Source organism: Streptomyces sp. NPDC002232 (genome assembly GCF_042890295.1).
GTDB lineage: Bacteria > Actinomycetota > Actinomycetes > Streptomycetales > Streptomycetaceae > Streptomyces.
This window is the reverse complement of record NZ_JBIARV010000002.1, coordinates 51,269-78,042: the sequence shown is the minus strand read 5'-3', so window position 1 is coordinate 78,042 and position 26,774 is coordinate 51,269. Positions and strand designations below refer to the sequence as shown.

Genomic DNA, 26,774 nt, shown 5'->3' with positions numbered 1-26,774 from the left:
CTCACGCGCAGTGCTCCACGAACCGCGCGGCGACCTCCGGGGACCCCGCCCAGTGCGTGTGCACGTAGCTGGCGTGCACCCCGCCCCGCACGAAGCCCTCCACGCGCCGCTCCGGCTGCCGCAGCCCCCAGGCCGCCAGCGGCCCGGCACCCGGCTCGATCACGGTGCGGTGGAACTCGTGGCCCCGCAGCCGCGCCCCGGCCGGCGCGAGGACGCTGTCGTTCACGGCGACCGCGTCCCGGTACCCGAGCGTGAGCCGCTCCGACATCCGCGCGTCGGCGTCGAGCACCCCGCACATCGGCGTGCCGTCCAGCGACCGCGCCAGGTACAGCAGCCCGGCGCACTCGGCGGCGACCGGCGCGCCGGAGGCCGCGAGCGTGGCGACGGCCCTGCGCAGCGGCTCGTTGGCGGAGAGCTCGGCCCCGTACATCTCCGGGAAGCCGCCGCCGATGACGAGCCCGCTCGTCCCCTCGGGGAGGCGCTCGTCCCGGAGCGGGTCGAAGGTGACGACCTCGGCGCCGGCGGCGTTCAGCAGCTCGGTGTGCTCGGCGTACGAGAACGTGAACGCGGCCCCGCCGGCGACGGCGACGACCGGCCTCGCCGTGCCCGCCCCCACCGCCGCGACGGCACGGGCGGGCCCGGCGGAGCCACCGGCGAGCGGCCGCTCCCCGGGCTCGGCCGTCCACGGCTCCGCGCCCAGCGGAGGCGCCGACCGCGCGAGCGCGAGCAGCGCCTCCATGTCGCACCCGGCCCGCACCTGCTCCGCCTGCGCGGCCACCGCCTCGACGGCCTGGGCCTGCCGCTCCGCGACGGGCACGAGCCCGAGGTGCCGCGAAGGCGTCGCCACCGCCGGCGCCCGCCGCAGCACGCCCAGCACCGGCACCCCCGACTCCCCGAGCGCGTCCCGCAGCAGGTGCTCGTGGCGGTCCGTCGCCACCTTGTTGAGGATCACGCCCCCGATCCGCACCTCCGGGTCCCAGGACGCGAAGCCGTGCACCAGCGCCGCCACCGACCGGGACTGCGAGGACGCGTCGACGACCAGGACCACCGGCGCCTTGAGCAGCTTCGCCACCTGCGCGGTGGACGCCAGCTCGCCCTGGTCGGCGGCCCCGTCGTACAGGCCCATGACCCCCTCGACCACGGCCAGGTCGCAGCCGCGCGACCCGTGCAGGAAGAGCGGCCCGACCAGCCCCGTACCGCACATGTACGCGTCGAGGTTGCGGCCCGGACGGCCGGTCGCGAGCGCGTGGTAGCCGGGGTCGATGTAGTCGGGGCCGACCTTGTGCGGGGAGACGGCCAGACCACGGCCGGCGAACGCGGCCATCAGACCGGTCGCGACCGTGGTCTTGCCCGCGCCGGAGGACGGCGCGGCGATGACGAGACGTGCTACCACTCGATGCCCCGCTGGCCCTTCTGACCGGCGTCCATCGGGTGCTTGACCTTGGACATGTCGGTCACGAGATCGGCGAACTCGCACAGCTCCGCCGGCGCGTTGCGGCCGGTGATCACGACGTGCTGCTGCCCGGGACGGTCGCGCAGCACCTCGACGACCTCCGCGACGTCTATCCAGCCCCAGTGGAGCAGATAGGCGAACTCGTCGAGGACGTAGAACTTGTACCGCTCCTCGGCGAGGTCCCGCTTGACCTGCTCCCAGCCCTCGCGGGCCTTCTCCTCGTGGGACTGCTCGCCCTCGGCGACCTCGCGCTGGATCCAGGACCAGCCCTCGCCCATCTTGTTCCAGGTGACCGTGCCGCCCTTGCCGGTCTCGCCGAGCGCCTTCAGGGCGTTCTCCTCGCCGACCTTCCACTTGGCGGACTTGACGAACTGGAACACCCCGATCGGCCAGCCCTGGTTCCAGGCGCGCAGCGCCATGCCGAACGCGGCGGTCGACTTCCCCTTGCCGACGCCGGTGTGCACCATCACCAGCGCCCGGTTGCGGCGCTGACGGGTGGTGAGACCGTCGTCGGGCACGACGGTCGGCTGTCCCTGCGGCATTAAGCGGCCCTCCATGCTGTCTGCGTTGTCCGATCTGCTGCCTGTACGTCCCTGACGAGCCCGGCGATCGAGTCGGCGCGCAGCTCGTCCAAGGTGACGGCGGTGCCGCCGAGTTCGCGCGCCAGCGTCCCGGCGAGCCCGAGCCGCACCGGCCCGGTCTCGCAGTCCACGACCACCGAGGCGGTGCCCTCGGCGGCGTGCAGCCGCGCCGCGCGGGCCGCGAGGGCCACCGGGTCCGCGCCGCCGCCGGTCGCCCGCCCGTCGGTCACGACGACCAGCAGCGGGCGCCGCGAGGGGTCCCGCAGCCGCTCGACCCGCAGCACGTCATGGGCCTTGAGCAGCCCCGCGGACAGCGGCGTGCGGCCTCCGGTCGGCAGCTTCTCCAGACGGGCGGCGGCCGCGTCCACGGACGAGGTCGGGGGCAGCGCGACCTCGGCGTCCCGGCCCCGGAAGGTGACCAGGCCGACCTTGTCGCGCCGCTGGTAGGCGTCGAGCAGCAGCGACAGCACCGCGCCCTTCACGGCGCTCATCCGCTGCCGCGCCGCCATGGAGCCGGAGGCGTCCACGGCGAACAGCACCAGGTTCCCCTCGCGCCCCTCCCGGGTCGCCTGCCGCAGGTCGTCCCGGCGGACCACAAGACCCGGACCGGACCGGCCGCGCGCCCGCTGGTGCGGGGCCGCGGCCTGGACGGTCGCCGCCAGGTGCAGCTTGGTGAGCGCGCCCCGGGGCCGGGTGGACCCGGTGGTCCGGCCGTGCTCGGTGCGGGCCCGGGAGCGGCGTCCGGCCGCGCCCTCGCCGAGTCCGGGCACGCTCAGCACCTTCGTACGGAAGGGCTCGGCGGCCTTGACGGCGGCCCGCTCCCCGGCGCCGGAGCCCTGCGGGGCGGGCGCGGGCGCGCGGTCCGGGACCTCGGCGGACTCGGGGGCCGGCCCCTCGGGGCCCTCGCCCTGCGGCGGGACGCCCCCGCCGCCGCCGTCCGGGCCGCCGCCGGGGCCGCCGTCCCCGGGGCCCTCCGGCTCGGGATCGTCGTCGGGCGCGCCGCCCCCGAACTGCTCCAGGGTCTCGTCGAGCTTGTCCTCGTCGAGACCGGGCGCGTCGAAGGGCGAGCGGCGGCGGCGGTGGGGGAGCGCGAGCAGCGCGGCCTGGCGGACGTCCTCCGCGGTGACCTCGGTCCGTCCGGCCCAGGCGGCGAGCGCGGTCGCCGCACGGGCCATCACGATGTCGGCGCGCATGCCGTCCACCTCGAACGCGGCGCAGGTCGCGGCGATCTGGAGCAGGACGGCGTCCCCGAGGGCCACCCGCGGCAGCAGCGTCCGGGCGGCGACGATCCGCTCGCGCAGGGCGCTCTCCTCGCCGGCCCAGCGGGCGGCGAAGGCGGCCGGGTCGTCCTCGAAGGCGAGCCGCCGCCGGACGACCTCGACCCGCTGCTCGGGGTCCCGGGAGGCCGCGACCTCCACGGTGAGCCCGAACCGGTCGAGCAGCTGCGGCCGCAGCTCGCCCTCCTCGGGGTTCATGGTCCCGACGAGCAGGAAGCGGGCGGCGTGCCGCACGGAGACGCCCTCGCGCTCGACGTGGGAGGCGCCCATGGCCGCGGCGTCCAGCAGGTGGTCGATGAGGTGGTCGCTCAGCAGGTTGACCTCGTCGACGTACAGGATGCCCCGGTGCGCGGCGGCGAGGAGCCCCGGCTCGAAGGCCTTCACGCCGTCGGCGAGCGCCTTCTCGATGTCGAGCGCGCCGACGAGCCGGTCCTCGGAGGCGCCGACGGGCAGCTCGACCATGCGGGCGGGCCGTGCGGTGCCGGGAGCGTTGCCGTGCGGGCCGTCGGGGCAGCCGAGGTCGGGGGAGTCCGGGTCGCAGCTGAACCGGCAGCCGGCGACCACCGGGACCTCCGGCAGCAGCTCGGCGAGCGCGCGGACGGCGGTGGACTTGGCGGTGCCCTTCTCGCCGCGCACGAGCACGCCGCCGACGGCCGGGCTGACGGCGTTCAGCAGCAGCGCGAGCCGCAGGTCGTCCATGCCGACGACGGCGGTGAACGGATACCGGGTGCTCATCGGGTGGTTCCTTCCTCGAGTTCGATCGGCTGGTGTGCGGGGCGCCGCCGCGATGCCGCGGCGGTCGCGGACGACGCGCGGCGGCCCGCCCGCGCCCGGTGCGGTCCCGGGGCCGTGCTCACGGCGCGCCCGGCGGCACGAACGGCAGGCCCTCCGGGGCGCCCCGCTCGATCAGGCGCAGCAGCGCGTCGGTGTCCGCGTGCTCCTCGATCAGGTCGCCGAGCCGGTCGAGCTGCTCCTCCCGCAGCGCGCCGAAGGACGTGTCGGGCGCCGGCACGAACCGCCGGCCCGCCGCCGCGGCGACCTCCCGCAGGAAGGCCCTGCGGAAGCCGTCGCTCTCCAGCGAGCCGTGCCAGTGGGTGCCCCACACGGAGCCGACCCGGCAGCCGTCCAGGAACGGCTCGCCGCCGAGCACGTCCGCGACGCCGTGGTGGATCTCGTACCCCTCGACCCGCTCGCCGAGCGCCTCGCCGACCGGCCGGGCGAGCGTCTTCTCGACCCCGAACCGGACCCGTACGGGCAGCAGCCCGAGGCCGTCGACCACGCCGGCCTTCGACTCGACGTCGTCCTCGATGCGCTCGCCCAGGGCCTGGAAGCCGCCGCAGACGCCGAGCACCGGCCGGCCCTCGGCCGCGCGCCGCGCGAGGGCGTCCGCCAGGCCCCGCTCCCGCAGCCAGGCGAGCGCCTTGACCGTCCCCCGGGTGCCGGGCACGACCACGAGGTCGGCGTCGACGAGCTCCTCGGGCCGGTCCACGAAGCGGACGACCACGCCCGGCTCGGCGGCGAGCGCGTCGACGTCGGTGAAGTTGGACATCAGCGGGACGGCGCAGACGGCGACCCGCAGCACGTCCGCGCCGACCGGCGGCGCGACGACCGACTCGCGGACGGTGCCCCGCAGGGAGACCCGCAGGCCGTCCTCCTCGTCGATGCCGAGCCCGTGCGCGTACGGCAGGACGCCGAAGGTCCGGCGGCCGGTGAGCCCGTGCAGCATGTCGAGGCCCGGTTCCAGCAGGGTGACGTCGCCCCGGAACTTGTTGACCAGGTAACCGGCCACCAGCGACTGGTCCTCCGGGGACAGCAGCGCGGTCGTCCCGAAGAACTGGGCGAAGACCCCGCCCCGGTCGATGTCCCCGACGACGACCACGGGCAGCCGCGCGGCGCGCGCGATGCCCATGTTCACGATGTCCGTGCGCCGCAGGTTGATCTCGGCCGGGCTCCCCGCCCCCTCGCAGATCACGGCGTCGTACGTGCCCCGGAGCTCCTCCAGGCAGGCCATCACCGGCTCGAACAGGGTCTGCTGCCGGCCGCCGTGGTAGCCCCGCGCGCTCATCTCGCCGACCGGCCTGCCCATGAGGACGACCTGGCTGGAGCGGTCGCCGCCGGGCTTGAGCAGGACCGGGTTCATCAGCGCGGTCGGCTCCACCCGGGCGGCCTGGGCCTGCATGGCCTGGGCGCGGCCTATCTCGGCGCCCTCCCGGGTGACGAAGGAGTTCAGGGACATGTTCTGCCCCTTGAACGGCGCGACCTTGATGCCCTGCCGGACCAGCCAGCGGCATATTCCGGCCGTGACGACGCTCTTGCCCGCGTCGGACGTGGTCCCGGCGACCAGCAGCCCCCCACCCCTCATGCGTTCCTCCGCTTCAGCGCGCTCGCGATCATGCGGCCGCCCACGCAGGCGACCAGGGTCAGTCCGGTGACCCGGCGGGAGAGCCGGACCGCGCGGTCGATGTCGGCGACCTCGACGGGCCGTCCCTCCCCGTTGAGGACGGGCCGGTGCTCGACCCGCCCGGCGTAGGAGAGGGTGCCCCCGAGGCGCACGCCGAGGGCGCCCGCGAAGGAGGCCTCGACGGGGCCCGCGTTCGGGCTGGGGTGCCGCCCCGCGTCCGCCCGCCAGGCCCGTACGGCGCCGCGCGGGTCCGGTCCGGCGACGGTGGCGAGGGCGGCGGTGAGCCGGGCGCCGGGCCAGCCGGCCAGGTCGTCGAGGCGGGCCGAGGCCCAGCCGTACCGGCGGTACCGGGGGGACTTGTGGCCGACCATCGCGTCGAGGGTGTTGACCGCGCGGAAGCCCACCAGGCCGGGCACGCCCGCGACCGCTCCCCAGAAGAGGGCGCCCACGACCGCGTCGGAGGTGTTCTCGGCGACGGACTCGACGACCGCGCGGGCCATCGCCGGACCGTCGAGGGACTGCGGGTCGCGCCCGCACAGGTGGGGCAGCCGCTCGCGGGCCACCTCCAGGTCGCCGACGGAGAGGGCGCCGCCGATCGCGCGGGCCTCGCGCCCCAGGGTCGTACCGCCGACGACGGACCAGACGGCGGCGGCGGTGAGCGCGGCGGACCCGGCGCGGCTGCCCCGCACCGCGCGGGTGGCGAGGGCACCGGCCGCGACGGCGGTACCGGCGCAGACGGCGGTGTGCAGGGCGCCCCGGCCCCGGTGGTCGCGCCACAGGGCGTCCTCGACCCGGGCGGCGGCCCGGCCGAACGCGGCGACGGGGTGGCCGCGGCGGGGGTCGCCGACGAGCAGGTCGACGGCGAGTCCGGCGGCCGCGCCGTACGCGAAGGCGGCGGTGGCTCTGGAGAACAGGGGGGTGCGGCCGGGCATGGCGCTGTGTCCTCACTCAGGGTCCGCGCCCTGGATCGACGTGACCGGCGGCGAGAGTTCCTGACTGCCGGACCCGTCGGATCCGGTCACAGTGGCGGGACCGCGCCGGAATCGCACCGGACTTCCTCTACTGCCGCCGTAATGGCCTCGGCAGTCCACCACGGGCCGAGAACAGCCGTCAACTCACCCTTGACCTGCACCGCGTCACTGTGCGAAGCACCACAGACACGACGGCGGGGCGGCCCGCACCCGAAGGTGCGGACCGCCCCGCCGGTCACGCCCGACGCGTCAGGCGACGATCAGGTAGATGCCGTACGCCACGGCCGCCAGGCACAGGGCGAAGCAGGCGTAGGCGCCGGTGCGGGCCAGGGCGGCGGCCTGCTCCTGCTTGGAGAGGCCGATGACACCGAGGGTGAAGAGGCCCACGAGGGCGACGGTCGCCACGAGGCTGACTCCGAAGACGGAGCCGAGAGCTGCCCAGTCGATCTTCATGCTTGGTTCCAGTTCCTTAGACCGCGGCGGCGGGGGCCGGGGGAGCGGCCGGGTCCGTGGGGACCGGCGCGGGGATGGTGGTCTTCAGGTCCGCGACGGCGGCGACGGAGCCGGCCGGCGGCGGGGTGACGGCCGCGATCGCGGTGGTCACGACGCCCGCGGGCTCGGCGTCGCCGTCCAGGTCGTCGGCCGTGACGTTGTGCTGGTCGACCGGCTTGCGGCGGGACAGGGACCAGATCACGGCGGAGCCGGCGACCAGCAGGACCGCGACGGCGACGATGCCCCAGGGACCCTGCTTGGTGAGGAACTCGGCACCGGCGCCGACCAGGGCGGCGGCGGGCAGCGTCAGGCCCCAGGCGACGAACATCCGGGTGGCGGTCGACCAGCGGACGACACCGCCCTTGCGGCCGAGACCGGCACCCATCACGGCACCCGAGCAGGACTGGGTGGTGGAGAGGGAGAAGCCGAGGTGCGAGGAGGCGAGGATGACCGTGGCGGCACTGGTCTGGGCGGCGAAGCCCTGCTGCGGCCGGAGGTCGGTGAGGCCCTTGCCCATGGTGCGGATGATGCGCCAGCCACCGAGGTAGGTGCCGAGCGCGATGGCCACACCGGCGGAGACGATGACCCACAGGGGCGGGTTCGAGCCGGGGGCGACGACGCCCTGGGTGACCAGGGCGAGGGTGATGATGCCCATCGTCTTCTGGGCGTCGTTGGTGCCGTGGGCGAGGGAGACGAGACCGGCGGAGGCGATCTGGCCGACGCGGTAGCCCTTGGCGGTGTGCTTCTCGTCGGTCTTCGCGCCGATCCGGTACGTCAGGCGGGTGGCCAGCATCGCGGCGAGACCGGCGACGATGGGCGCGGCCACGGCCGGGATGAGGACCTTGGTGACGATGGTCGGGGCGTTCACGGCGGACCAGCCGGCCGACATGACCGCGGCGCCGATGAGGCCGCCGAAGAGCGCGTGGGACGAGCTGGACGGCAGACCGAGCAGCCAGGTCAGCAGATTCCACAGGATGGCGCCCACGAGCGCCGCGAAGATCACTTCTGTGCGAATGCCCTCTTCGTTGATGATCCCGCCGGAGATCGTCTTGGCGACCTCCACGGACAGGAAGGCGCCGACGAGGTTCAGCACGGCGGACATGGCCACCGCCGTCTTGGGCTTGAGAGCACCGGTCGAGATGGTCGTGGCCATCGCGTTCGCGGTGTCGTGGAAACCGTTCGTGAAATCGAACACGAGAGCTGTCACGACCACAATGGCGAGCAGCAGCGTGATGTGTTCCATTTACCCAGGCAATCGTTCGACGTCAGTGGCTCGTCGAACGTAAGCAACCTGGGTGAACGGAAGATGAACTGACGCGGGCGGCGTGGTGTCCCTATCCGGTGTCAAGAGGTTCCGCTTGTGGCCCCCGGGTGCCGGGGTGTCCACGATGCGGTCACCCGGCAACCACGGGTGATCCGGGCCCTTCCGGGGCACGTACGACCTGACCCGCTTCCTCCCCCGCCGTCCCGTTCCGCTCCCTGGACAGAACCATCCGGCCGGGGGACCGCCAGGAGGAGACCCATGTCACTCCGCCGGGGGATCCCTCCGGCTCCCTCCGCTTCCGCTCCGCGCCCGGCGCGTGCCGGGTCCGTCCGGGTCCGTCCGGTGGCAGCCCCGCCCCGCCCTGCCGACACTGGGATCGTGCGCCCGGCTACAGCGACGGCAGCGGCCGTCACCACCCTGATCGGTGTCGGCGCGGCCGCGATCGCGGCCGGCCGGTACGCCAGCGACGTCGCCCTGAGGGCGCCGTCCGGACGGCCCCTGCCCGGAGACCCCCGGCTCACCGTGCACGCCACGGGACCCGAACGCGTCACCCTCACCCGCAGCCTCGCCTCGCTGCGCCCCGGCACGTACGGGATGGAGGCACCCGGCCTGCACGCCGTGCTCGGCCCCGTCCTCGAACGGGTCCCGCACACCGCCGACACCGTCGTCCGCCGCCTGGAGCGCGTCGAGCTCGGCGTCCTCGGACCCGGCGCCCGCGTCCGGCTCACCCCCCAGCTGCACCGGGGCACCCCGATCAGCGCCCTCGGGCTCGCCCAGGAGGACGTCGAGATCCCCGGCGAGCTCGGGCCCCTGCCCGCCTGGCTGGTGGCCGGCCCCCGCACCACCTGGGTGATCGCCCTGCACGGGCTCGGCACCACCCGGGAGCACCCGCTCAACCTCGTCCCCTTCTTCCACCGGCGCAAGATCCCCGTCCTCATCCCCGCCTACCGGGGCGACGAAGGGGCGCCCGCCTCCCCGGACGGCCTCGCCCACCTCGGCGACTCCGAGTGGCGCGACGTCGACGCCGCCATCCGCTACGCCGTCCGCCGGGGCGCCCGGCAGGTCGTCCTGCACGGCTGGGGGACCGGAGCCTCGATGGCCCTGCGGGCCGCCGCCGAGTCGGGCGTGCGCGACCGGATCGGCGGCCTCGTCCTCGACTCCCCGGTCCTCGACTGGGAGGCCACCCTGCGCAACCTCGCGGCCGCCCGCCACGTCCCCAAGCCCCTGCTCCCGCTCGCCGTCCGCGCCGCCCAGGGCAGGACCGGCCCGCACGGGGACCTCCTCCGGACCGTCTCGGAGCCGGGCGCGCTGCGCGTCCCCACCCTGCTCTTCCACGGCCCCGACGACACGATCGCCCCCTGGGAGCCGTCCGTGGAACTCGCCGCCCGGCGACCCGACCTGGTCAGCCTCCAGACCGTGCGGCGCGCCCCCCACGCCGCCCCGTGGAACGCCGATCCGGTCCGCTACGAGGAGTCCGTCCGCCGCTTCCTGACCCCCCTGTTCTGACGGCGGTCCCGGGGCCGCCGGGGCGCCCGCTCCGACGGGGCGTCCGATTCCGATTGGGCTTTCGGGCCGTCAGCGGGAAGACTGCCCCCGTGACGTCTCGAAAGCCCGATGAACCATTGGCGCGCAACTCCAGACTCCGACTCGTCCGCCCGCGGGCGCTGGCCACCGCCCGACGGGCGGTGACGACCCGGCGCACCCGGCCGGCGCCGCGGCCGCCCGAGGGCACCCCGCCCCGCGCGGAGCTCGCGCGCCAGGCCCGGCACGTCCTCGCCGACGCCGTACGGATCGCCCGCTGGGCCGCCGTCGAGCGCGGCGCCGCCACGGCACCCCGCACCGGTCCCGCCCAGGAACGGGCCGCGGCCGCACTCGCCCTGACGCCCGGCCAGATCCGGGCCGGCTGGGACCGCGCCCGGCTCGCCGGGCTCGTCGAGCTGCACGGCGACACCGCCCGTCCCGGCTGGCGGCTGCACGCCTGGGACCGTGACGACTCCGCCGTCCTGCGCGGCTGGGTCGCCCTCTTCGACGCCTGGTCCCTCGTGCACCCGTCCCCCGAGGGGGTCGCGCCGAGCGCCGTCGCCGAGGTCGTCGAGGCCCTCCCGCAGGTGCTCTCGCTGCTCCAGCTCTCCCAGGGCCCGGTCCTCGTCCCCGCCCTCCTCGACCTCCTCGGCCAGCGCGTCGAGGAACTCCGCGAGGAGCGCTGCGAGGTCCCCTCGGCCGCGCCGGCCGCCGAGGCCGCCGCCACCGCCGAGGGCGACGGGCTGCCCGCGCTGCTCGACTGGGCCCTGGAGGGCCTGGCCGCCGTCGGCGCGCTCACCCTGGACCCCGGCACCGAAGGACGCCAGGCCACCCTCACGCCGCTCGGCAACTGGGCGGTCTGGGTCAAGCTGGAGCAGATCTGCGTGGCCGCGCAGAGCCCTGCGGGGAACATCGAACAGTCCGCCGAGGACATGCTCCGCGGCTGCGCCCGGCTCACCCCCGGCCCGGCCCGCGCCGAGTACCGCGCCTGGCTCGCGGCCCGCACCCTGTCCAGCGCCGTCGCCGAGCTCCTGGCCGTCGCCCGGGGCGAGGACGCCCTGCTGCGCGGGCTCGCCTTCGAGGCGCTCCGCGTCGTCGGGGCGCCCGCCGAGGCCGAGGTGCGGGCCACCGTCGCCGAGCCCTCGCTCCGCCCGTACGCGCTGCTCTGGATCGCCGAGTACGAGGGGGCCGACCCCGACGACGCCCAGGAGGTGCTGACCCGCGAGGAGTCCACCTGGCTCTGGGTCGACACCGCCGCCGCCGTCGCCGACCACGGCGAGACCGAGCTGCTCGTCCGGCACCTGGACTCCGCGGTGCAGGGCACCGTCCCGGCGCTGCTCGACGAGATCCGCGCCGTCGGCCACCCCCGCACGGTGCAGGTCCTGGTCGCCCTCGCCGCCGCCCACCCGGACCCGGCCCTGGCCAAGGCGGTCCGCCGGGCCGCCTTCCAGGTCCACACCGGGGGAGCCTGAGGCGCCGGAGGCCCCCGGCCATTCGCCGAGGGGCCGCCCTAGGGCTCCGGCAAGTCGTCGGAGGGCCGCCGGCGGCGCCGGGTCGGCGTGACCGGCGGGCCCCGCCGGGCGCGGACCTACCCGGCGGTGGCGCCCGGGGCGTACGTGCCGAAGCTCCACACGTTGCCCTCGGCGTCCCGGGCCGTGTAGTCCCGGGAGCCGTACTCCTGGTCCGTCGGGGGCATCACGATCTCGATGCCGTGCGCCACCGCCCGGGCGTGGTGCTCGTCGACGTCGTCCACGCGCACGTACACCGAGGCCGGTCCTCCGTCGGCCATCAGCCGGTCGAACGCGGTGCCGCTGCCCTTGCTGCCCAGCATCACCATGCCGTTCCCGCAGGCGAGCTCGGCGTGCATGACGCGGCCGTCCTCGCCCTCGTACACGGCGTGCTCGGAGAAGCCGAAGCCCTCCGTGAGCTGTCTGATGGCCGCCTTGGCGTCCTGGTAGCGCAGTGTCGGACAGATGTCGGGGGTCCCAGCCATCCCGATCACTCCCTCTCTGTGACGTGGGTCTCAGTCTCGCGGTCACCGCCGACGCGTCAGCGGAAGGTGTTGCAGCGGGCCATGTCGCCCGTCCGGTAGCCCTCGTAGAACCACTGCTGACGCTGCGCGGCCGAGCCGTGCGTCCAGTTCTCCGGTGTCACCCGGCCCTGGAACCGCTCCTGGATCCGGTCGTCGCCCACGGCCGCCGCCGCGTCCAGGCCGTCCCGGATGTCCTGGTCGGTGAGCCGGGTCAGCAGCAGGCGGCCCGTCCTGTCGTCGGGGGTGGTCGTCGCGTGCCGCGCCCAGACGCCCGCGTAGCAGTCGGCCTGGAGCTCGACCCGCACGGCGTTGGAGTTCGCCCCGGTGCGGCCGTCCTGGGCGCGGCTCAGGGTCCCCATCAGGTTCTGGATGTGGTGGCCGTACTCGTGCGCCACCACGTACGCCTGGGCGAAGGGGCCGCCGTTCGACCCGAACTTGGTCCGCAGCTCGTCGAAGAAGCCCAGGTCGAGGTAGACCTGCCGGTCGCCGGGGCAGTAGAAGGGCCCGACCGCCGAGGTCGCCGGGCCGCACGCGGTGTTGACCCGGTCGGTGAAGAGCACGGTCGTGGCGTTCCCGTAGGTGCCGCCCCGGCGGGCGTACTCGCGCCGCCAGAAGTCCTGGACGCTGTTCACGACGGCGACGATCCGGCAGTCCTCGCGGGCGTTGGCGTCGGAGCCCTTCTTGCAGGTCTGGCCCACCTGGGCCGCGGACGAGGAGCTCGCGACCGGGGCGTCCCCGCCCGAGGAGAGTCCGAGCTGGTCGGGACCCACCCCGAAGAGCACGCCCAGGACCAGCGCGATGAGGCCGATGATGCCGCCGCCGACGGTCGCCCTGCCGCCCGGGATGCGGCTGCCCCGGACGTCCTTGACCTCCGAGGTGTCCAGGTCGGCGTCGTCGTCGAACTGCACGGTCCACCACCCTCCTCGTCGCTGCCACGGCGGTGGCCGCCGCCCTGCGCCGAGTATCGGACGATCTCCCGTGATCCGCCCCTTTTGCCCAGCATTGGAAGGAATGTGACAAAGATCCGAGTTCGGCCGTCGTGCCCGCGTGGCCGAAAACCAGTTGCAGACGCCCGTTAGAATGGCCGTATGGACATTCTCCCCTGGGACCTGATCCCCTGGGACATTCTTCCCTGGGTGCATTAGCGGCGTCGAAGCCTGCCACCAGTCGTCTCTTCCGCCGTTTCCCACCGCCCTGGAGTCTGTCCGTGATCACCGCTTCCGGCATCGAGCTGCGCGCCGGCGCCCGTGTCCTCATCGAGTCCGCTTCCTTCCGCGTCGCCAAGGGCGACCGCATCGGCCTCGTCGGCCGCAACGGAGCGGGCAAGACCACCCTCACCAAGTGCCTCGCCGGCGAGGGCCAGCCCGCCGGCGGCACCATCGCCCGCTCCGGCGAGGTCGGCTACCTCCCGCAGGACCCGCGCACCGGAGACCTCGACGTCCTGGCCCGCGACCGCATCCTGTCCGCCCGCGGCCTCGACACCCTCATCAAGAAGATGCGGATGAACGAGGAGCGCATCGCCACCGGCGCCGGCGCCACCCGCGACAAGGCGCTGCGGCAGTACGAGCGCCAGGAGACCGAGTTCCTCACCAAGGGCGGCTACGCGGCCGAGGCCGAGGCCTCCACCATCGCCGCCGCCCTGGGCCTGCCCGACCGGGTCATGGGCCAGCCGCTGCACACCCTCTCCGGTGGTCAGCGCCGCCGCGTCGAGCTCGCCCGGATCCTCTTCTCGGACGCCGACACCCTGCTCCTCGACGAGCCCACGAACCACCTCGACGCCGACTCCATCATCTGGCTCCGCGACTACCTGAAGACCTACCGGGGCGGCTTCATCGTCATCTCCCACGACGTCGACCTCGTGGAGACCGTGGTCAACAAGGTCTTCTACCTGGACGCCAACCGCTCCACGATCGACGTCTACAACATGGGCTGGAAGCTCTACCAGCAGCAGCGCGAGGCCGACGAGAAGCGCCGCAAGCGCGAGCGCCAGAACGCCGAGAAGAAGGCCGCCGCGCTGAACTCGCAGGCCGACAAGATGCGCGCCAAGGCCACCAAGACCGTCGCCGCGCAGAACATGGCCAAGCGCGCCGAGCGGCTGCTCTCCGGCCTGGAGGCGGTGCGCGTCTCCGACAAGGTCGCCAAGCTCCGCTTCCCGGACCCGGCGCCCTGCGGCAGGACCCCGCTGACCGCCGAGGGGCTCTCCAAGTCCTACGGCTCGCTGGAGATCTTCACCGACGTCGACCTCGCGATCGACAAGGGCTCCCGCGTCGTCATCCTCGGCCTCAACGGCGCCGGCAAGACGACCCTGCTCCGCCTCCTCGGCGGCGTCGAGACGCCCGACACCGGTGAGGTCACCCCGGGCCACGGTCTGAAGCTCGGCTACTACGCCCAGGAGCACGAGACGCTCGACCCCGAGCGGACCGTCCTGGAGAACATGCGCTCCGCCGCGCCCGACCTCGACCTGGTGGACGTGCGCAAGACGCTCGGCTCCTTCCTCTTCTCCGGCGACGACGTCGACAAGCCCGCGGGCGTGCTCTCCGGCGGCGAGAAGACCCGGCTCGCCCTCGCGACCCTGGTCGTCTCCTCGGCGAACGTGCTGCTCCTCGACGAGCCCACGAACAACCTCGACCCGGCCAGCCGCGAGGAGATCCTCGGCGCGCTGCGCACGTACAAGGGCGCCGTCGTCCTCGTCACCCACGACGAGGGCGCCGTCGAGGCGCTCGACCCGGAGCGGATCATCCTGCTCCCGGACGGCGTCGAGGACCTGTGGGGCCCGGACTACGCGGACCTGGTGGCCCTGGCCTGACCTCTCGGGGTCGGCGTCCCGGGGCTCCGATGCCCCCGGACGATCATCCCGGGCTGGATCATTCGGCTCATGCGTGATCCTTCATCTGAGTGAGGGTCTCTCGTACATCCCGGCGCGGTGCTCTGCCGAATCCTTCCGGCAGACCCGCGCCGCACGTGTGTTCCCCCTGCGCCGCTGACCTGCGACTTTCCGTATCGCACGGCCCGGAGAGACGTTCTCCTTCGTGCGGAATATCGGCTTCCGTTCGTGTTGACGGCGTACTCGTCGACAAACCCGGCGGCACCGACCTTGTCGAATGGGTGGCCAGGACGGACGGGAGGGGTGATCATGAGAAGTCCAGAGCGCACTTCCCATGAGGAGGCACGGGTGGCCGAGACTCTGAAGAAGGGCAGCCGGGTGACCGGCGCCGCGCGCGACAAGCTCGCGGCAGACCTGAAGAAGAAGTACGACTCCGGTGCGAGCATCCGGGCGCTGGCCGAGGAAACCGGCCGCTCCTACGGATTCGTCCACCGGATGCTGAGCGAGTCCGGAGTCACGCTGCGCGGACGCGGCGGAGCGACCCGGGGCAAGAAGGCGGCCTCGGCCTGACATCGGGGCGGCTCGACCGGTCCACCGGGACCTCCCGGTGGACACCCGGTCGGCCCTGTGGCCGGCCAGGTGGTTACTGTGCAGTCACTTAGCATCTCGATGCAGTGCTGCACCGGAACCGGAGGCGCCCCATGACTACGCTCGACGACTCTGAGCTCGTATTCGACAAGGACGGTGTACGGCTCACCGTCGAGGACGCCGTTGCCACGGTGACCCTGACCAACCCGGCGAAGCGCAACGCCCAGTCTCCCGCTCTGTGGCGGGCGTTGACGGAAGCCGGCCGGTCGTTGCCCGGCAGCGTGCGGGTCGTCGTGCTGCGCGGCGAGGGCAAGTCCTTCTCCGCCGGACTCGACCGGCAGGCGTTCACGCCCGAGGGCTTCGACGGCGAGCCGTCCTTCCTCGACCTCGCGCGCGGCTCCGACGCGGAGCTCGACGCGGCCATCGCCGAGTACCAGGAGGCGTTCACCTGGTGGCGCCGTAGCGATCTCGTGTCGATCGCGGCCGTTCAGGGCCATGCCATCGGCGCGGGCTTCCAGCTCGCCCTCGCCTGCGACCTGCGGGTCGTCGCCGAGGACGTGCAGTTCGCCATGCGCGAGACCAGCCTGGGCCTCGTCCCGGACCTGACCGGGACGCACCCGCTCGTCTCGCTGGTGGGCTACGCCCGCGCCCTGGAGATCTGCGCCACCGGCCGCTTCGTGCACGCGGAGGAGGCCGAGCGCATCGGCCTCGCCAACCTCGCCGTGCCCGCCGAGGAGCTCGACGCGGCGGTACGGGACCTCGGCGCCGCCCTGCTCGCGGCGCCCCGCGACGCGGTCACCGAGACCAAGGCACTGCTCCAGGGCGTCTCCGGCCGCTCCTACGAGGAGCAGCGCACCGCCGAGCGCGCCGCCCAGGCCCGCCGCCTGCGCGACCTGGCGGGCCTCGGCGACTGACCCGGCGGGTTCAGCGCAGCTCCGACACCAGCACCGTGACCGCGGTCGCCCCTTCGGCGGCCGCGGTCGCGGCGCTCCGGGCGGCGCGTGCCACGTCCAGCGGCCGGTGGCCGGCCGTCACGGCCAGCTCCACCCGCACCTGGCCCGGGCTCCGGTGCACCGGCGGCCCCCAGATGTCCGTCACCCCGGCCACGCCCGCGACCCGCAGCACCGCCAGGGCCACCGGGTCGTCCGTCGCCGGAGCCGGGCGCCCCGGTGGGGGAGGGGCCGGCTCCGCCTCCGGAGGCTCCGCGTCGAGCAGCTCCGTCACCCGCAGGTCCACCGCCGTCACGCGCAGCCCGACGCCGTCGCGCGCCGCCCCGAGCAGGGCCGCCCGCAGCTCCTCGGACAGCTCCGGCAGCGGCCGGCCCGCCACCGCACCGAAGTCCGCGGTGATCCGCAGCGGCCCCGGACCCAGCCCGCCCGCCGGGACCGGAAACGGCCCCGCGTCCGCCGGGCCGTCACCCGCCTCCGCCGGATCGTCAGCCGCGCCCCCGGGCCCGTCGCCCGCCTCCGCCGGATCGGGGCCGATCCGCAGCGTGCCCGGGACCGCTCCCCGTACCGCCGCGGCGGCCGGGGCGAGTACGCCCCGGGCCGCGCGCTCCGTGATCCACGCGCCGTCCCCGGCCGTCCCGAGCGGCAGCAGCCTGCCCGGTGCCAGGCGGTCCCGGACCGCCGCCGTCCAACCCTCAGCCGTCGTCATTCCCCCAGCCTGCCGCATCCCCGGGGCGGATTCGGGCAAGCGCCCTTAATGTGGGCGAAGAACCCTGAAATATCCCAGAAGGGTCTGAACTCATGACGGACACCACTCAGTCCGGGGACCTCGTGGCGGAGGAACCGCGCCGCACCTCGGTGACCAAGCGGGGCGGCGGAGCACCGGCCTCCCGGGGCCGGACCACGATCGCCGACGGCGTCGTGGAGAAGATCGCGGGTCTCGCCGCGCGTGACGTCGTCGGCGTCCACGCCATGGGCAGCGGTCTCTCCCGCACCTTCGGCGCCGTCCGCGACCGTGTCCCCGGCGGAGGCGGCGCCAAGTCGAACGCCACCCGCGGAGTCAAGGCCGAGGTCGGCGAGGTGCAGACGGCCCTGGACCTGGAGATCGTCGTGGACTACGGCGTCTCCATCGCCGACGTCACCGGCGACGTGCGCGAGAACGTCATCGCCGCCGTGGAGCGGATGACCGGCCTCGAGGTCGTCGAGGTCAACATCGCGGTCAGCGACGTGAAGCTGCCCGAGGAAGAGGACGAGGAGCCGGAGCCCCGGCTCCAGTAGTCGTCGGAACCCCGGCGACGGGGGCCAGGAAAGGGGCTCGGTATGAGCATGGCGGCGGTCGGCCTGGTGGCCGGCATGGCACTCGCATTCGCCGGATACTTCGGCGGCTTCGGAGCGTTTCTGCTGGTCGCGGCCCTCGGGGCGGTCGGCTTCGTGGCCGGCCGGTTCCTCGACGGGGACCTGGAGGCCGGGGATCTGTTCCGGGGACGCGAACGCGGCGAACGGCGGCGGTGACGCGGGGTGGTGACGGAACCGGCAGAGGGCCCGGTGCGGGACGGAGCGCGGGACCGGGGGGCGACCACCGTCGCCGACCGGGTCGTCGCGAAGATCGCCGCCCAGGCGGCCCGGGAGGCGCTCGACGCGGTCCCCGAAGGAGGATCGAGGCCCCATGCCTCGGTCGTGGTCCACCGGGAGATCGCCCGCGTCTCGGTGAGCCTCGACCTCGACTACCCCTCCGACGTCGGCCGCCGGTGCGGCGCCGTCCGGAGCCGGGTGCGCGCCCGTGTGGAGCAGCTCGTCGGGCTGGAGGTCCACGAGGTGAGCGTCCAGGTCGAGCACCTCCACTCCGCGCACACCCGCCACACCACCCCGAGGGGGCGCCTCGCATGAGCACCACGACCCCCGGCGGCGCCCCCGGGACGCAGGCACCCGCCCGCGCCGCGGACGGCGGAGGCACGGCGCGCGTCCGCCGCTTCTGGGCCGTCCGCCGCGTCCCGGCCGCCCTGCTCGCGGCCGTGGTCCTCGGCGGCGCCGGACTGCTCCTCTACGACGTGGCGGCCGTCCGCGCCGACCGCCCGGCGATGTCCTGGCGGACCCGGCTCGCCCACGCCCTCGCGACCCGGCCGCTCGACGACACGGCGGTCGTCGCCGGAGCGGCCGTCGCCGTCGCGCTCGGCCTCTGGCTGATCGTCCTGGCCCTCACCCCGGGGCTGCGGGGCATCCTGCCGATGCGCCGCGAGCACACCGACGTACGGGCCGGACTCGACCGGGAAGCCGCCGCCCTCACCCTCAGGGACCGCGTCATGGAGGTCTCCGGCGTGCGGTCGGTCCGGGTGCGCGTCGGCCGCGCCAAGGTCGCCGTCCGGGCCGTGTCCCACTTCCGGGCGCTCGACGAGGTCCGTGCCGACGTGGAGGCGGTGACGGCCCGCGGCGTCGACGAACTGGGCCTTGCCCATCCGCTCGCGCTGACCGTACGGGTGGCCCGGCCGCCCCGGAAGGAAGGGAAGGCCTCGTGAGGAACCGGAGAGGGAACCGCCCGTGACCGTCGTCCTCCGGCGCGTCAACCGCGTCCTGCTCGGGCTCGCCGGGCTGATCCTCGTGGTCGGCGGCGGCGCCGTCCTCGCGGCCGCCACCGACCTGCCCGTACCGTCCTGGTGGCCCTGGTCGGGCCCCTCCGACGTCCTGCTCACCACCGCCCAGCGCCAGCGCTGGCGGAACGAGGGCTGGTGGTGGCCGGTGGTCATCGCCGTCCTCGGGATCGTCGTCCTGCTCGCCCTGTGGTGGCTGGTCGCCCAGTTCCGGCGGGCCCGGCTCGCCGAGGTCCTCGTCGACACCGGCGACGGCGAGGAGGCGGTCCTGCGCGGCCGCGCCCTGGAGGACGTCCTGGAGGCGGACGCCGCCGCGCAGGACGGCGTGGCCCGGGCCAAGGTCTCGCTCACCGGCCGCCGCGGAGCCCCCCGCACCCGGGTCGCGCTCCTCCTGGAGCCGCACGCCGCGCCGGGCGACGCCCTCACCGCCCTCAGCACCGAGGCCCTCGCCCACGCCCGTACGGCGACGGGGCTGTCCGCCCTGCCGACCGAGGCGCGGCTGCGCGCGGTCAAGCACCGCGCCCGCCGGGTCGCCTGAGCACCGTCGCTGAGGGCGCGCCCCGACCCTGAGAAGTCGGAGCGTGCCCCGGGCGACAGCCCCGGCTTCAGAACTCGGCGCGCGCCCCGCCGTCCACCGGCAGCATCAGGCCCGTCAGGTAGGAGGCGGCCGGGGAGAGCACGAAGGCCGCCGTGGTCCCGAACTCCGCCGGGGTGCCGTAGCGGCGCAGCGGGATCGTCAGCTCGTTCGCCGCGCGGGCCGCGTCCGCGTCGCCGGAGAGCGCGTCCAGGGAGCGGACCCGGTCGGTGTCGATCCGGTTCGGCAGCAGGCCGACGACCCGGATCCCGCGCGGGCCCAGGTCGTTGGCGAGCGACTTGGCGAAGCCGGCGAGGCCGGGGCGCAGCCCGTTGGAGATGGTCAGGCCCGGGATCGGCTCGTGGACCGAACCGGACAGGACGAAGCCGATGACCCCGCCCTCGCCGAGCGTCTCGGAGGCCGCCCGGGCCAGCCGCACCGCCCCCAGGAAGACGGTGTCGAAGGCGGCCGCCCACTCCTCGTCGGTGTTGTCCGCCGCGAAGCCGGGCGCCGGGCCGCCGACGCTGATGAGGATGCCGTCGAAGCCGCCGAAGCGGGCGCGCGCCTCGGCGATCACCCGGGCGGGGGTGCCCGGGTCGGTGTTGTCGGCGGCGATGCCCGCCGCGCCCTCGCCGAGCTCGGCCACCGCCTCGGCGACCGTCTTCTCCTCGCGCCCGGTGACCAGCACCTTCGCGCCCTCCGCGAGCAGCGCCTCGGCCGAGGCACGGCCGAGCCCCCGCGTCGCACCGGTCACCACGTACACACGGTCCTTCAGTCCCAGATCCATGGGACCTATCCTGCCGTCTCCCCGGCGTCGAGCGCGATGGCGGTCCCCACGAGTCCGATGTGGCTGAACGCCTGCGGGAAGTTCCCCAGCTGACGGCCTGCCACCGGGTCGTACTCCTCGGCCAGGAGCCCCACGTCGTTGGTGAGGGCGACGAGCCGCTCGAAGAGCTCCCGGGCCTCCTCGACGCGGCCGGTCAGCCGCAGTGCGTCCGCCAGCCAGAACGAGCACACCAGGAAGGTCCCCTCCTGCCCCGGCAGCCCGTCCAGGGAGGTGGAGTCGGGGCTGTAACGGCGCAGGAAGCCGCCGTGCATCAGCTCGTCCCGCACGGCGTCCACGGTCCCCACCACCCGGGGGTCGTCCGGCGGCAGGAAGCCGACCTGCGGGATGAGGAGGGTGGCGGCGTCCAGCCCGGTCGAGCCGTACGCCTGGGTGAAGGTGTTGCGCACGGGGTCGTACGCCCGCGCGCACACCTGGGCGTGGATCTCGTCCCGCATCGTCCGCCAGCGGGCCGCGTCCCCCGGGAGCGAGGGGTCGGCCTCCAGGGTGCGGACCGCGCGGTCCGCGGCGACCCAGGCCATCACCTTCGAGTGGGTGAAGTGGCGGCGCGGGCCGCGGACCTCCCAGAGTCCCTCGTCGGGCTCCCGCCAGGTGGACTCCAGGAAGCCGAGCAGGCTCAGCTGGAGGTTCCAGGCGTGCCGCTCCGAGGGGATCCCGGCCTCGCGCGCCCGGTGCAGGGAGTCCATGACCTCGCCGTACACGTCGAGCTGGAACTGGTCCACCGCGGCGTTCCCGGTCCGGACCGGCGCGGAGTCCGCGTAGCCGCGCAGCCAGGGCAGGTTCGTCTCGGGCAGCCGGCGCTCCCCGGCCGGTCCGTACATGATCTGGAGGTCGGCGGGGTCTCCGGCGACCGAGCGCAGCAGCCAGTCCCGCCAGGCGGCGGCCTCGTCCTCGTATCCGGCGGCGAGCAGCGCGCCGAGGGTGAGGGAGGAGTCCCGCAGCCAGCAGGCGCGGTAGTCCCAGTTCCGCACGCCGCCGATCTCCTCCGGCAGGGAGGTGGTGGGGGCGGCCATGATCCCGCCGGTGGGGGCGTAGGTGAGCGCCTTGAGGGTGATCAGGGAGCGCAGCACCGTCTCCCGGTAGGGGCCCCGGTAGGTGCAGCGGGCCGACCACTCCCGCCAGTCCGCGAGGCACCCCTCCAGGGCCTCGTGGGGGTCGACCAGGTCGGGGCGCGGCTCGTGCGAGGGGTGCCAGGTCAGCACGAAGGCCACCTTCTCGCCGGGGGTGACGGTGAAGGCGGACTGGGTGGAGAACTGCTGGCCCCAGGTCTTCACCTCGGGCTCGCTGCGCAGCCAGACGGAGTCGGGTCCGGCGACCGCGACCCGGTGGCCGTCGGCCCTGCGCACCCAGGGCACGATCGAGCCGTAGTCGAAGCGGAGCCGCAGCACGGAGGTCATCTCGACGGTGCCGCTGATCCCCTCCACGATCCGCATGAGGTCGGGCGCGCTGTCCCGCTGCGGCATGAAGTCGACGACCTTGACCGTGCCGGTGCGGGTCTCCCAGTACGTCTCCAGGACGAGGGAGTCCCCGGCGTAGCGGCGGGAGGCGCAGGTCGTGGCGCCCTTGGGCGCGATCGTCCAGTGGCCGTTGTCCTCGTCGCCGAGGACGGCGGCGAAGCAGGCGGCGGAGTCGAAGCGGGGCAGACACAGCCAGTCGACCGATCCGTCGCGGCCGACGAGCGCGGCGGTCTGGAGGTCGCCGATGAGGGCGTAGTCGTCGATACGTTGTGTCACGCTCTGGGCTGTTCCCGGAAGCGGCGGTGGTCAATCAGCGGGACGGGGCCACCTGCGCCGCGGCCGGGTCCGGTTCCGGCGATCCGGGGACGTCGGAGGCGGCCGCGGCCTCCCGGTCGCGCTTCTCCCGGCGCACCAGGATCACCCAGCCGACGGGCACGCCCGCGACGAAGAGCCACCACTGCACGGCGTACGCCATGTGGGGGCCGATCGAGTCGTGGTCCGGCTCGGCGATCGGCTCGGGGGTGTCGCCGGCGGGTTCGGGCGCGGTCAGCTCCAGGTAGCCGCCGAGCACCTCGCGGCCGATGAGCTCGCCCTGCTGCCGGCTGCTGATGAGCATGACCTGGCGGTCCGGCAGGCCCTTGAGGTCCTTGATGCCGCTGGCGCCGGTCGTCTCGTCCGCCTTGAGGCGGCCGCTGACGGTGACCTCGCCCTTGGGGGCGGGCGGCACCGGCGGGTAGGAGTGCTGGTCGGCGGCGGCCGGCACCCAGCCCCGGTTGACCAGGACGATCCTGCCGTCGCGCAGGACGAGCGGGGTCAGGACGTGCACGCCCACCCGGTCGTCGGAGGAGGTGCGGCGGCGGACGACCACCTCGTGCGCGGTGTCGAAGGTGCCGGTCGCGGTGACGGGCCGCCAGTAGTCGCCGCGCGGGACGGTGTGGCCGGGGGAGGTGAGCCGCTCGACCGGGACCGGCTTCGCCTTGAGGTTGTCCGCGATCAGGGTGTTCTGGGCGACCCGGTTCTCGTGGCGATGGAACTGCCAGAAGCCCAGCTCGATCATCGTGGGGATGAGGACGAGGGCGATGAGGGTGAGGATCACCCACTGCCGGGACAACAGGAAGCGGTACACCCCATGACCGTACCTTTCGGGCCGAGGGGTGTACGCACGGGGGTTCCGGGTGACGCGGGGCACCCGTTCTGGAACGTTTCCTCACACCCTGTCGACGATGCCCGCCTTCCCCTCGGCGCGGGCGCAGTGGCCCCCGCAGTACCAGCTGCCGTCGACCTCGACGCCCTGTCCGATGATCTGGACGCGGCAGTGCTCGCACAGGGGCGCCATGCGGTGGATGGCGCACGCGAAGCAGTCGAAGACGTGCACCGCGCCCTGCGCGTGCACCTCGAAGGACATGCCGTAATCGTTTCCGCAGACCTCACAACGTGCCATGCGCCACAGGGTGGAGCGCCCGGCGGGCGCGCGCAGCTCGGCACGCCCGCAGGGCCGGGGGCGTCACCCGTCTGCCGGGCTCACGTCCCGCAGCAGCTGGGTGTAGGCGGCCTCGTCGACGACCGGGGTGCCGAAGGACCTCGCCTTGAGCGTCTTGGAGGTGGCGGAGTCCGGGTCGTTGGTGACGAGCAGGCTGGTCAGCCGGGAGACGCTGCCGGCGACGTGCAGTCCGGCCTCGACCGTACGGTCCTCCAGGAGCTCGCGGTCGACGGAGGTGTCGCCGGAGAAGGCCACCCGCATGCCCTGCTTGAGCGGTTTGTCCGACTCGTACCGTCCGGGGTTGGGGTACGGGCACGGCGGACGCTTCCGGGAGGGCCGCCAGCTGCCCGCCCGGTAGGAGGACTGCGCGCCGATCCGCGGCCGCGGGGGGCCCGAGGCCCACTCCGTCAGCGGGCGGCACTCCAGGAGCGGCAGCCGGACGTTCCGCTCGGCCGCCGCGTGCAGGCTCGGCCGGAACGCCTCGGCGAGCACCCGGGCGTCGTCCAGCGCGTGGTGCGCGCGCTGCTGCACGACGCCGAAGTGCGCGGCGAGCGACTCCAGCTTGTGGTTGGGCAGCGGCAGCGACAGCTCCTTCGCCAGCGCGATGGTGCACAGCCGCTGGCGCACCGGCGCCGCCGACTCCGCCCGCGCGTACTCCCGGGCGATCATCTGCCAGTCGAACATGGCGTTGTGCGCGACGAGCACCCGGCCGTCCAGCCGCGCCGCGAACTCCGCCGCGATCTCCGGGAAGAGCGGAGCGCCCTCCAGGACGTCGCTCGTCAGCCCGTGGATCCAGACCGGGCCGGGGTCACGCTCGGGGTTGACGAGCGTGTACCAGTGGTCCTCGACGTTCCCCTGGGCGTCCAGCCGGTAGACGGCGGCCGACACTATGCGGTCGTCCCGCGCGAGTCCGGTGGTCTCCACGTCGACGACCGCGTACCCCTGCGGGTAGGCGGCCGGCCACATCGCTGCTGTCGTACGGTCGTCAAGCACGGTCACTGAGAATACGGCCCGCGACCGACACCCCCGTCCCCGGTGTCCCCTCCGGCTCCCTTTCCGGCGTCCTCGCGGCCGGGTCCGGCCGGCTCCGCGAGCAGACCCTCCACCAGGGCCCGTACGGAGTCGGCGAAGAGCCGCTCGGTGTCGACCGGCGCGGCCAGGGCGCGCGCGAGGGGCCCGTCCGCCTCGGCCTCCTCGCCCCGCCACAGCTCCTCCTCGGCCGGGGACTGGGCGGGCGCCCGCTCCCGGTTGCGCTCCACCAGGACGTAGCCGACCACCTGGAACTGGACGGCGCGGACGGCCCGCGCGGCCCGCGCCCCCCGCAGTCCCGCCGCGTGCGCCTCGCGCACCAGGGCGCGCTGCGCCGGCAGGAACATGCGCTCCGTCAGCCCCCGTTCGTGGACCATCGCCACCAGGTGCGGGCGCTCGCGCAGCGCCCGCCGCAGCGCCCGGGCCACCGACACCATCCGCTCGGCGGGGGTCGCGCCCCGGGGCCGGATCGTGCCCAGGTCGGCGACCGTGCGGGCGACCAGGGCGTCGAGGAGCGACTCGCGGTTGCCGACGTGCCAGTAGATCGAGGTGACCGCGGTGCCGAGCTCGGCGGCGAGCCGGCGCATCGTGAGCGCGTCCGGGCCGTGCTCCCTCACCAGGGCGGCCGCGGTGTCCAGGACCTCGTCGCGGGTCAGCGCGGAGCGTGCCATCGTTCCCCCAACTCCTCTGCGTGCACACCTCTTTACCCTTCGAGGGCGGCGGTGTAACTGTGTTACAGGCCGACGATCCCGAAGGGTGGTACGTCATGGCACGAGTACGGTACGGGGCACGCGGTGACGCGGAGGCGGCGGCGGCCCGCGAGCGGTCCGCCAAGCTCCCCGACATCTGGTCCACCGGTGTGGTCGCCGTCTGGGAGACCGACCCGGACGTCGTGGCGGCGGTCCTGCCGCCCCCGCTGAAGCCCACCGCGCGCCCCCTGGTGCGCGCCAACATCAGCAAGGTCGACCTGCCGGGCTATCCGCTCGGCGCCGGCTCGGTGGCCGTGGCCGCCGCCCACGGCGACCGCGAGGGCTGGTACCCGCTGGTCATGCCGATGACCCACGAGCGGGCCCTGATCGGCGGGCGCGAGGTCTTCGGCGAGCCGAAGAAGCTCGGCGAGGTCACGGTCGAGCGCGAGGGGCTCGTCGTCCGCGCCGCCCTCGCCCGGCACGGCATCGCCTTCGTCGAGGTGCGCGGCGCGGTCTCCGGACCGCTCCCGCTGCCGGAGCCCGTCGAGAAGACCGACTTCTACTTCAAGTTCCTCCCGGGCGTCGACGGCACCGGCTTCGACGCCGACCCCGTCCTCGTCCACTGCGTCCGCAACGAGAAGGTGCGGAAGCTGGAGCGGATCACCGGCGACGTGGTCCTGCGCGAGTCCATGTACGACCCGGTCGCCGACCTCCCCGTGCGCCGGCTCGTCGAGATCACGATCGGCGAGAAGACCACCGACCAGAAGGGCACGGTCGCCGAGCGCGTCTCCGCCCGGGACCTGCTGCCCTTCGTCCACCAGCGGTACGACGACCCGCTCCAGATCCTCGACGGCCCCCCGGAAGGAAGTGTCTGATGGAGCTGCGCCAGGGGCAGGTCGCCGTCGTCACGGGCGCGGCGAGCGGCATCGGCCGCGCGATGGCCCGCCGCTTCGCCGCCGAGGGCCTCGCCGTCGTCCTCGGCGACGTCGAGCGGGCCGCCCTGGAGGAGGCGGCCGAGGAACTGGCGGCGGGCGGGGCGCGGGTCCTCGCCCGGACGGTCGACGTCTCCGACCCGGACCAGGTGAAGGCGTTCGCGGACGCCGCCTTCGACGCCTTCGGCGCCGTCCACGTCCTCTGCAACAACGCGGGCGTCGGCTCCGGCGCCGAGGGCCGCATGTGGGAGCACGAGCCCAACGACTGGAAGTGGGCCTTCTCCGTCAACGTGTGGGGCGTCTTCCACGGCATCCAGGCCTTCGTCCCGCGCATGCTCGCGGGCGGCGAGCCCGGCCACGTCGTGAACACCTCCTCCGGCGACGGCGGCATCGCCCCGCTGCCCACCGCCTCCGTGTACGCGGTCACCAAGGCCGCCGTCGTCACCATGACCGAGTCCCTGTACGCGCACCTGAGGGCCGAGCGCGCGTCCGTGGGCGCCTCCGTCCTCTTCCCGGGCCCGCACATGCTGCGCACCGGCCTGTGGGAGTCGCACCGCAACCGCCCCGAGCGGTACGCCAAGCGGCGGCCGCGCAGGACCCCGTACCGCAGCCTCGACCAGTACGAGGCCGCGATGAAGGAGGCGGGCCACGAGGTGGCCTTCACACCGGTGGAGGAGGTCGCCGAGCACGTCGTCGACGGCATCCGCGCCGACCGCTTCTGGATGCTGCCGGCGAGCGACCACAGCGACCGCCAGATCACGGCGCGCTCGCGGTCGATGCTCGACCGGGCCAACCCGTCCTACCTGGAGAGCTTCATCCTCGACTGAGGGGCG

The 26,774-nt window shown here is 74.5% G+C and carries 28 protein-coding genes and 1 riboswitch; of the genes, 12 read left to right on the top strand and 16 right to left on the bottom strand.

Annotation, left to right across the window (positions count from 1 at the left end):
• Position 1 precedes the first annotated feature (1 nt).
• From ACFYXU_RS07135 to ACFYXU_RS07105, 7 genes are all read right to left on the bottom strand, one after another.
• The gene (locus tag ACFYXU_RS07135; RefSeq protein ID WP_389408358.1) at positions 2-1,393 is read right to left on the bottom strand and encodes a cobyrinate a,c-diamide synthase; all 1,392 of its coding nucleotides are present in this window, start codon (positions 1,391-1,393) and stop codon (positions 2-4) included.
• On the bottom strand, positions 1,387-1,995 hold the full coding sequence (gene cobO, locus ACFYXU_RS07130) for a cob(I)yrinic acid a,c-diamide adenosyltransferase (RefSeq protein ID WP_329856419.1): 609 nt from the start codon (positions 1,993-1,995) through the stop codon (positions 1,387-1,389). Before cobO ends, ACFYXU_RS07135 begins: the two co-directional genes overlap by 7 nt.
• Positions 1,995-4,046 carry a putative cobaltochelatase gene (locus tag ACFYXU_RS07125; RefSeq protein ID WP_376508822.1) on the bottom strand — a complete coding sequence of 684 codons (2,052 nt, stop codon included), beginning with the start codon at positions 4,044-4,046 and terminating at the stop codon, positions 1,995-1,997. Before ACFYXU_RS07125 ends, cobO begins: the two co-directional genes overlap by 1 nt.
• Positions 4,047-4,164: 118 nt before the next feature.
• Positions 4,165-5,673 carry a cobyric acid synthase gene (locus ACFYXU_RS07120; protein WP_376508824.1) on the bottom strand — a complete coding sequence of 503 codons (1,509 nt, stop codon included), beginning with the start codon at positions 5,671-5,673 and terminating at the stop codon, positions 4,165-4,167.
• Positions 5,670-6,644: a cobalamin biosynthesis protein gene (locus ACFYXU_RS07115; protein WP_389408359.1), complete on the bottom strand. Its 975-nt coding sequence runs from the start codon at positions 6,642-6,644 to the stop codon at positions 5,670-5,672. Before ACFYXU_RS07115 ends, ACFYXU_RS07120 begins: the two co-directional genes overlap by 4 nt.
• A gap of 34 nt (positions 6,645-6,678) precedes the next feature.
• Positions 6,679-6,811: riboswitch (cobalamin riboswitch) on the bottom strand.
• A gap of 121 nt (positions 6,812-6,932) precedes the next feature.
• A complete protein-coding gene (locus tag ACFYXU_RS07110) occupies positions 6,933-7,136 on the bottom strand; it encodes a hypothetical protein (protein ID WP_389456803.1) in 204 nt (67 codons plus the stop codon).
• A 16-nt stretch (positions 7,137-7,152) separates the two neighbouring features.
• Positions 7,153-8,418 (bottom strand): inorganic phosphate transporter, encoded by a 1,266-nt coding sequence (locus tag ACFYXU_RS07105; RefSeq protein ID WP_361399685.1) that lies wholly within the window; start codon positions 8,416-8,418, stop codon positions 7,153-7,155.
• A gap of 399 nt (positions 8,419-8,817) precedes the next feature.
• Here ACFYXU_RS07105 and ACFYXU_RS07100 point away from each other — a divergent pair, with 399 nt between their 5' ends.
• Together ACFYXU_RS07100 and ACFYXU_RS07095 are read left to right on the top strand one after the other, a co-directional pair.
• On the top strand, positions 8,818-9,945 hold the full coding sequence (locus ACFYXU_RS07100) for an alpha/beta hydrolase (protein ID WP_389408360.1): 1,128 nt from the start codon (positions 8,818-8,820) through the stop codon (positions 9,943-9,945).
• 89 nt (positions 9,946-10,034) lie between these two features.
• Positions 10,035-11,432 (top strand): hypothetical protein, encoded by a 1,398-nt coding sequence (locus tag ACFYXU_RS07095; protein WP_376508830.1) that lies wholly within the window; start codon positions 10,035-10,037, stop codon positions 11,430-11,432.
• 116 nt (positions 11,433-11,548) lie between these two features.
• Here ACFYXU_RS07095 and ACFYXU_RS07090 read toward each other — a convergent pair whose 3' ends face one another.
• Positions 11,549-11,953, bottom strand: coding sequence for a VOC family protein (locus ACFYXU_RS07090; protein WP_329856406.1), 405 nt, complete (start codon positions 11,951-11,953; stop codon positions 11,549-11,551).
• A 56-nt stretch (positions 11,954-12,009) separates the two neighbouring features.
• Entirely contained in the window at positions 12,010-12,900 is an 891-nt protein-coding gene (locus ACFYXU_RS07085; RefSeq protein WP_329856405.1) for a neutral zinc metallopeptidase, read from the bottom strand.
• A gap of 299 nt (positions 12,901-13,199) precedes the next feature.
• Here ACFYXU_RS07085 and ACFYXU_RS07080 point away from each other — a divergent pair, with 299 nt between their 5' ends.
• The 3 genes from ACFYXU_RS07080 to ACFYXU_RS07070 all read left to right on the top strand — a co-directional run bounded on the left by ACFYXU_RS07080 (position 13,200) and on the right by ACFYXU_RS07070 (position 16,318).
• Positions 13,200-14,798: an ABC-F family ATP-binding cassette domain-containing protein gene (locus ACFYXU_RS07080; protein WP_329856404.1), complete on the top strand. Its 1,599-nt coding sequence runs from the start codon at positions 13,200-13,202 to the stop codon at positions 14,796-14,798.
• 366 nt (positions 14,799-15,164) lie between these two features.
• Complete coding sequence (locus ACFYXU_RS07075) at positions 15,165-15,386, top strand: helix-turn-helix domain-containing protein (RefSeq protein WP_006123601.1); 222 nt, start codon at positions 15,165-15,167, stop codon at positions 15,384-15,386.
• Positions 15,387-15,517: 131 nt separating this feature from the next.
• Positions 15,518-16,318, top strand: a complete 801-nt coding sequence (locus ACFYXU_RS07070; RefSeq protein ID WP_384570849.1) for an enoyl-CoA hydratase/isomerase family protein — start codon at positions 15,518-15,520, stop codon at positions 16,316-16,318.
• Positions 16,319-16,328: 10 nt separating this feature from the next.
• Here the strand turns inward: ACFYXU_RS07070 and ACFYXU_RS07065 are convergent, their stop codons facing one another.
• The gene (locus ACFYXU_RS07065) at positions 16,329-17,060 is read right to left on the bottom strand and encodes a hypothetical protein (RefSeq protein ID WP_389408361.1); all 732 of its coding nucleotides are present in this window, start codon (positions 17,058-17,060) and stop codon (positions 16,329-16,331) included.
• A gap of 92 nt (positions 17,061-17,152) precedes the next feature.
• Here ACFYXU_RS07065 and ACFYXU_RS07060 point away from each other — a divergent pair, with 92 nt between their 5' ends.
• From ACFYXU_RS07060 to amaP, 5 genes are read left to right on the top strand one after another with little or no spacing between them, the layout of a single operon-like run.
• Positions 17,153-17,629 carry an Asp23/Gls24 family envelope stress response protein gene (locus ACFYXU_RS07060; protein ID WP_329856399.1) on the top strand — a complete coding sequence of 159 codons (477 nt, stop codon included), beginning with the start codon at positions 17,153-17,155 and terminating at the stop codon, positions 17,627-17,629.
• 42 nt (positions 17,630-17,671) lie between these two features.
• A complete protein-coding gene (locus ACFYXU_RS07055; RefSeq protein WP_361399670.1) occupies positions 17,672-17,863 on the top strand; it encodes a hypothetical protein in 192 nt (63 codons plus the stop codon).
• A 9-nt stretch (positions 17,864-17,872) separates the two neighbouring features.
• Complete coding sequence (locus ACFYXU_RS07050) at positions 17,873-18,238, top strand: hypothetical protein (RefSeq protein WP_389408362.1); 366 nt, start codon at positions 17,873-17,875, stop codon at positions 18,236-18,238.
• Complete coding sequence (locus ACFYXU_RS07045; RefSeq protein ID WP_389408363.1) at positions 18,235-18,864, top strand: DUF6286 domain-containing protein; 630 nt, start codon at positions 18,235-18,237, stop codon at positions 18,862-18,864. The genes ACFYXU_RS07050 and ACFYXU_RS07045 overlap by 4 nt, the downstream gene beginning before the upstream one ends.
• Before the next feature lie 22 nt (positions 18,865-18,886).
• Complete coding sequence (gene amaP / locus ACFYXU_RS07040) at positions 18,887-19,474, top strand: alkaline shock response membrane anchor protein AmaP (RefSeq protein ID WP_376508841.1); 588 nt, start codon at positions 18,887-18,889, stop codon at positions 19,472-19,474.
• A 67-nt stretch (positions 19,475-19,541) separates the two neighbouring features.
• Here amaP and ACFYXU_RS07035 read toward each other — a convergent pair whose 3' ends face one another.
• The 6 genes from ACFYXU_RS07035 to ACFYXU_RS07010 form a co-directional block, all read right to left on the bottom strand.
• Positions 19,542-20,297, bottom strand: a complete 756-nt coding sequence (locus ACFYXU_RS07035) for an SDR family oxidoreductase (RefSeq protein WP_376508843.1) — start codon at positions 20,295-20,297, stop codon at positions 19,542-19,544.
• 5 nt (positions 20,298-20,302) lie between these two features.
• Positions 20,303-22,087 (bottom strand): glycoside hydrolase family 15 protein, encoded by a 1,785-nt coding sequence (locus tag ACFYXU_RS07030; protein WP_389408364.1) that lies wholly within the window; start codon positions 22,085-22,087, stop codon positions 20,303-20,305.
• 34 nt (positions 22,088-22,121) lie between these two features.
• A complete protein-coding gene (locus ACFYXU_RS07025) occupies positions 22,122-22,937 on the bottom strand; it encodes an SURF1 family protein (protein ID WP_389408365.1) in 816 nt (271 codons plus the stop codon).
• Between the two features lie 81 nt (positions 22,938-23,018).
• On the bottom strand, positions 23,019-23,252 hold the full coding sequence (locus tag ACFYXU_RS07020) for a hypothetical protein (RefSeq protein ID WP_329856389.1): 234 nt from the start codon (positions 23,250-23,252) through the stop codon (positions 23,019-23,021).
• Between the two features lie 63 nt (positions 23,253-23,315).
• Complete coding sequence (locus tag ACFYXU_RS07015) at positions 23,316-24,290, bottom strand: DEDDh family exonuclease (protein WP_361399650.1); 975 nt, start codon at positions 24,288-24,290, stop codon at positions 23,316-23,318.
• Positions 24,287-24,991: a TetR family transcriptional regulator gene (locus ACFYXU_RS07010; protein WP_329856385.1), complete on the bottom strand. Its 705-nt coding sequence runs from the start codon at positions 24,989-24,991 to the stop codon at positions 24,287-24,289. The genes ACFYXU_RS07015 and ACFYXU_RS07010 overlap by 4 nt, the downstream gene beginning before the upstream one ends.
• Positions 24,992-25,086: 95 nt before the next feature.
• Here ACFYXU_RS07010 and ACFYXU_RS07005 point away from each other — a divergent pair, with 95 nt between their 5' ends.
• Positions 25,087-25,884 (top strand): acetoacetate decarboxylase family protein, encoded by a 798-nt coding sequence (locus tag ACFYXU_RS07005; RefSeq protein ID WP_361399644.1) that lies wholly within the window; start codon positions 25,087-25,089, stop codon positions 25,882-25,884.
• Positions 25,884-26,768 (top strand): SDR family NAD(P)-dependent oxidoreductase, encoded by an 885-nt coding sequence (locus ACFYXU_RS07000; protein WP_376508851.1) that lies wholly within the window; start codon positions 25,884-25,886, stop codon positions 26,766-26,768. The genes ACFYXU_RS07005 and ACFYXU_RS07000 overlap by 1 nt, the downstream gene beginning before the upstream one ends.
• Positions 26,769-26,774 lie beyond the last annotated feature (6 nt).

Bases quoted from the DNA above. Each gene is read 5' to 3' on its own strand.
- cobO (WP_329856419.1), bottom strand. From the start codon at position 1,995: ATGCCGCAGGGACAGCCGACCGTCGTGCCCGACGACGGTCTCACCACC.
- ACFYXU_RS07125 (WP_376508822.1), bottom strand. From the start codon at position 4,046: ATGAGCACCCGGTATCCGTTCACCGCCGTCGTCGGCATGGACGACCTG.
- ACFYXU_RS07120 (WP_376508824.1), bottom strand. From the start codon at position 5,673: ATGAGGGGTGGGGGGCTGCTGGTCGCCGGGACCACGTCCGACGCGGGC.
- ACFYXU_RS07115 (WP_389408359.1), bottom strand. From the start codon at position 6,644: ATGCCCGGCCGCACCCCCCTGTTCTCCAGAGCCACCGCCGCCTTCGCG.
- ACFYXU_RS07110 (WP_389456803.1), bottom strand. From the start codon at position 7,136: ATGAAGATCGACTGGGCAGCTCTCGGCTCCGTCTTCGGAGTCAGCCTC.
- ACFYXU_RS07105 (WP_361399685.1), bottom strand. From the start codon at position 8,418: ATGGAACACATCACGCTGCTGCTCGCCATTGTGGTCGTGACAGCTCTC.
- ACFYXU_RS07090 (WP_329856406.1), bottom strand. From the start codon at position 11,953: ATGGCTGGGACCCCCGACATCTGTCCGACACTGCGCTACCAGGACGCC.
- ACFYXU_RS07070 (WP_384570849.1), top strand. From the start codon at position 15,518: ATGACTACGCTCGACGACTCTGAGCTCGTATTCGACAAGGACGGTGTA.
- ACFYXU_RS07065 (WP_389408361.1), bottom strand. From the start codon at position 17,060: ATGACGACGGCTGAGGGTTGGACGGCGGCGGTCCGGGACCGCCTGGCA.
- ACFYXU_RS07060 (WP_329856399.1), top strand. From the start codon at position 17,153: ATGACGGACACCACTCAGTCCGGGGACCTCGTGGCGGAGGAACCGCGC.
- ACFYXU_RS07055 (WP_361399670.1), top strand. From the start codon at position 17,672: ATGAGCATGGCGGCGGTCGGCCTGGTGGCCGGCATGGCACTCGCATTC.
- ACFYXU_RS07045 (WP_389408363.1), top strand. From the start codon at position 18,235: ATGAGCACCACGACCCCCGGCGGCGCCCCCGGGACGCAGGCACCCGCC.
- ACFYXU_RS07035 (WP_376508843.1), bottom strand. From the start codon at position 20,297: ATGGATCTGGGACTGAAGGACCGTGTGTACGTGGTGACCGGTGCGACG.
- ACFYXU_RS07020 (WP_329856389.1), bottom strand. From the start codon at position 23,252: ATGGCACGTTGTGAGGTCTGCGGAAACGATTACGGCATGTCCTTCGAG.
- ACFYXU_RS07010 (WP_329856385.1), bottom strand. From the start codon at position 24,991: ATGGCACGCTCCGCGCTGACCCGCGACGAGGTCCTGGACACCGCGGCC.
- ACFYXU_RS07005 (WP_361399644.1), top strand. From the start codon at position 25,087: ATGGCACGAGTACGGTACGGGGCACGCGGTGACGCGGAGGCGGCGGCG.
- ACFYXU_RS07000 (WP_376508851.1), top strand. From the start codon at position 25,884: ATGGAGCTGCGCCAGGGGCAGGTCGCCGTCGTCACGGGCGCGGCGAGC.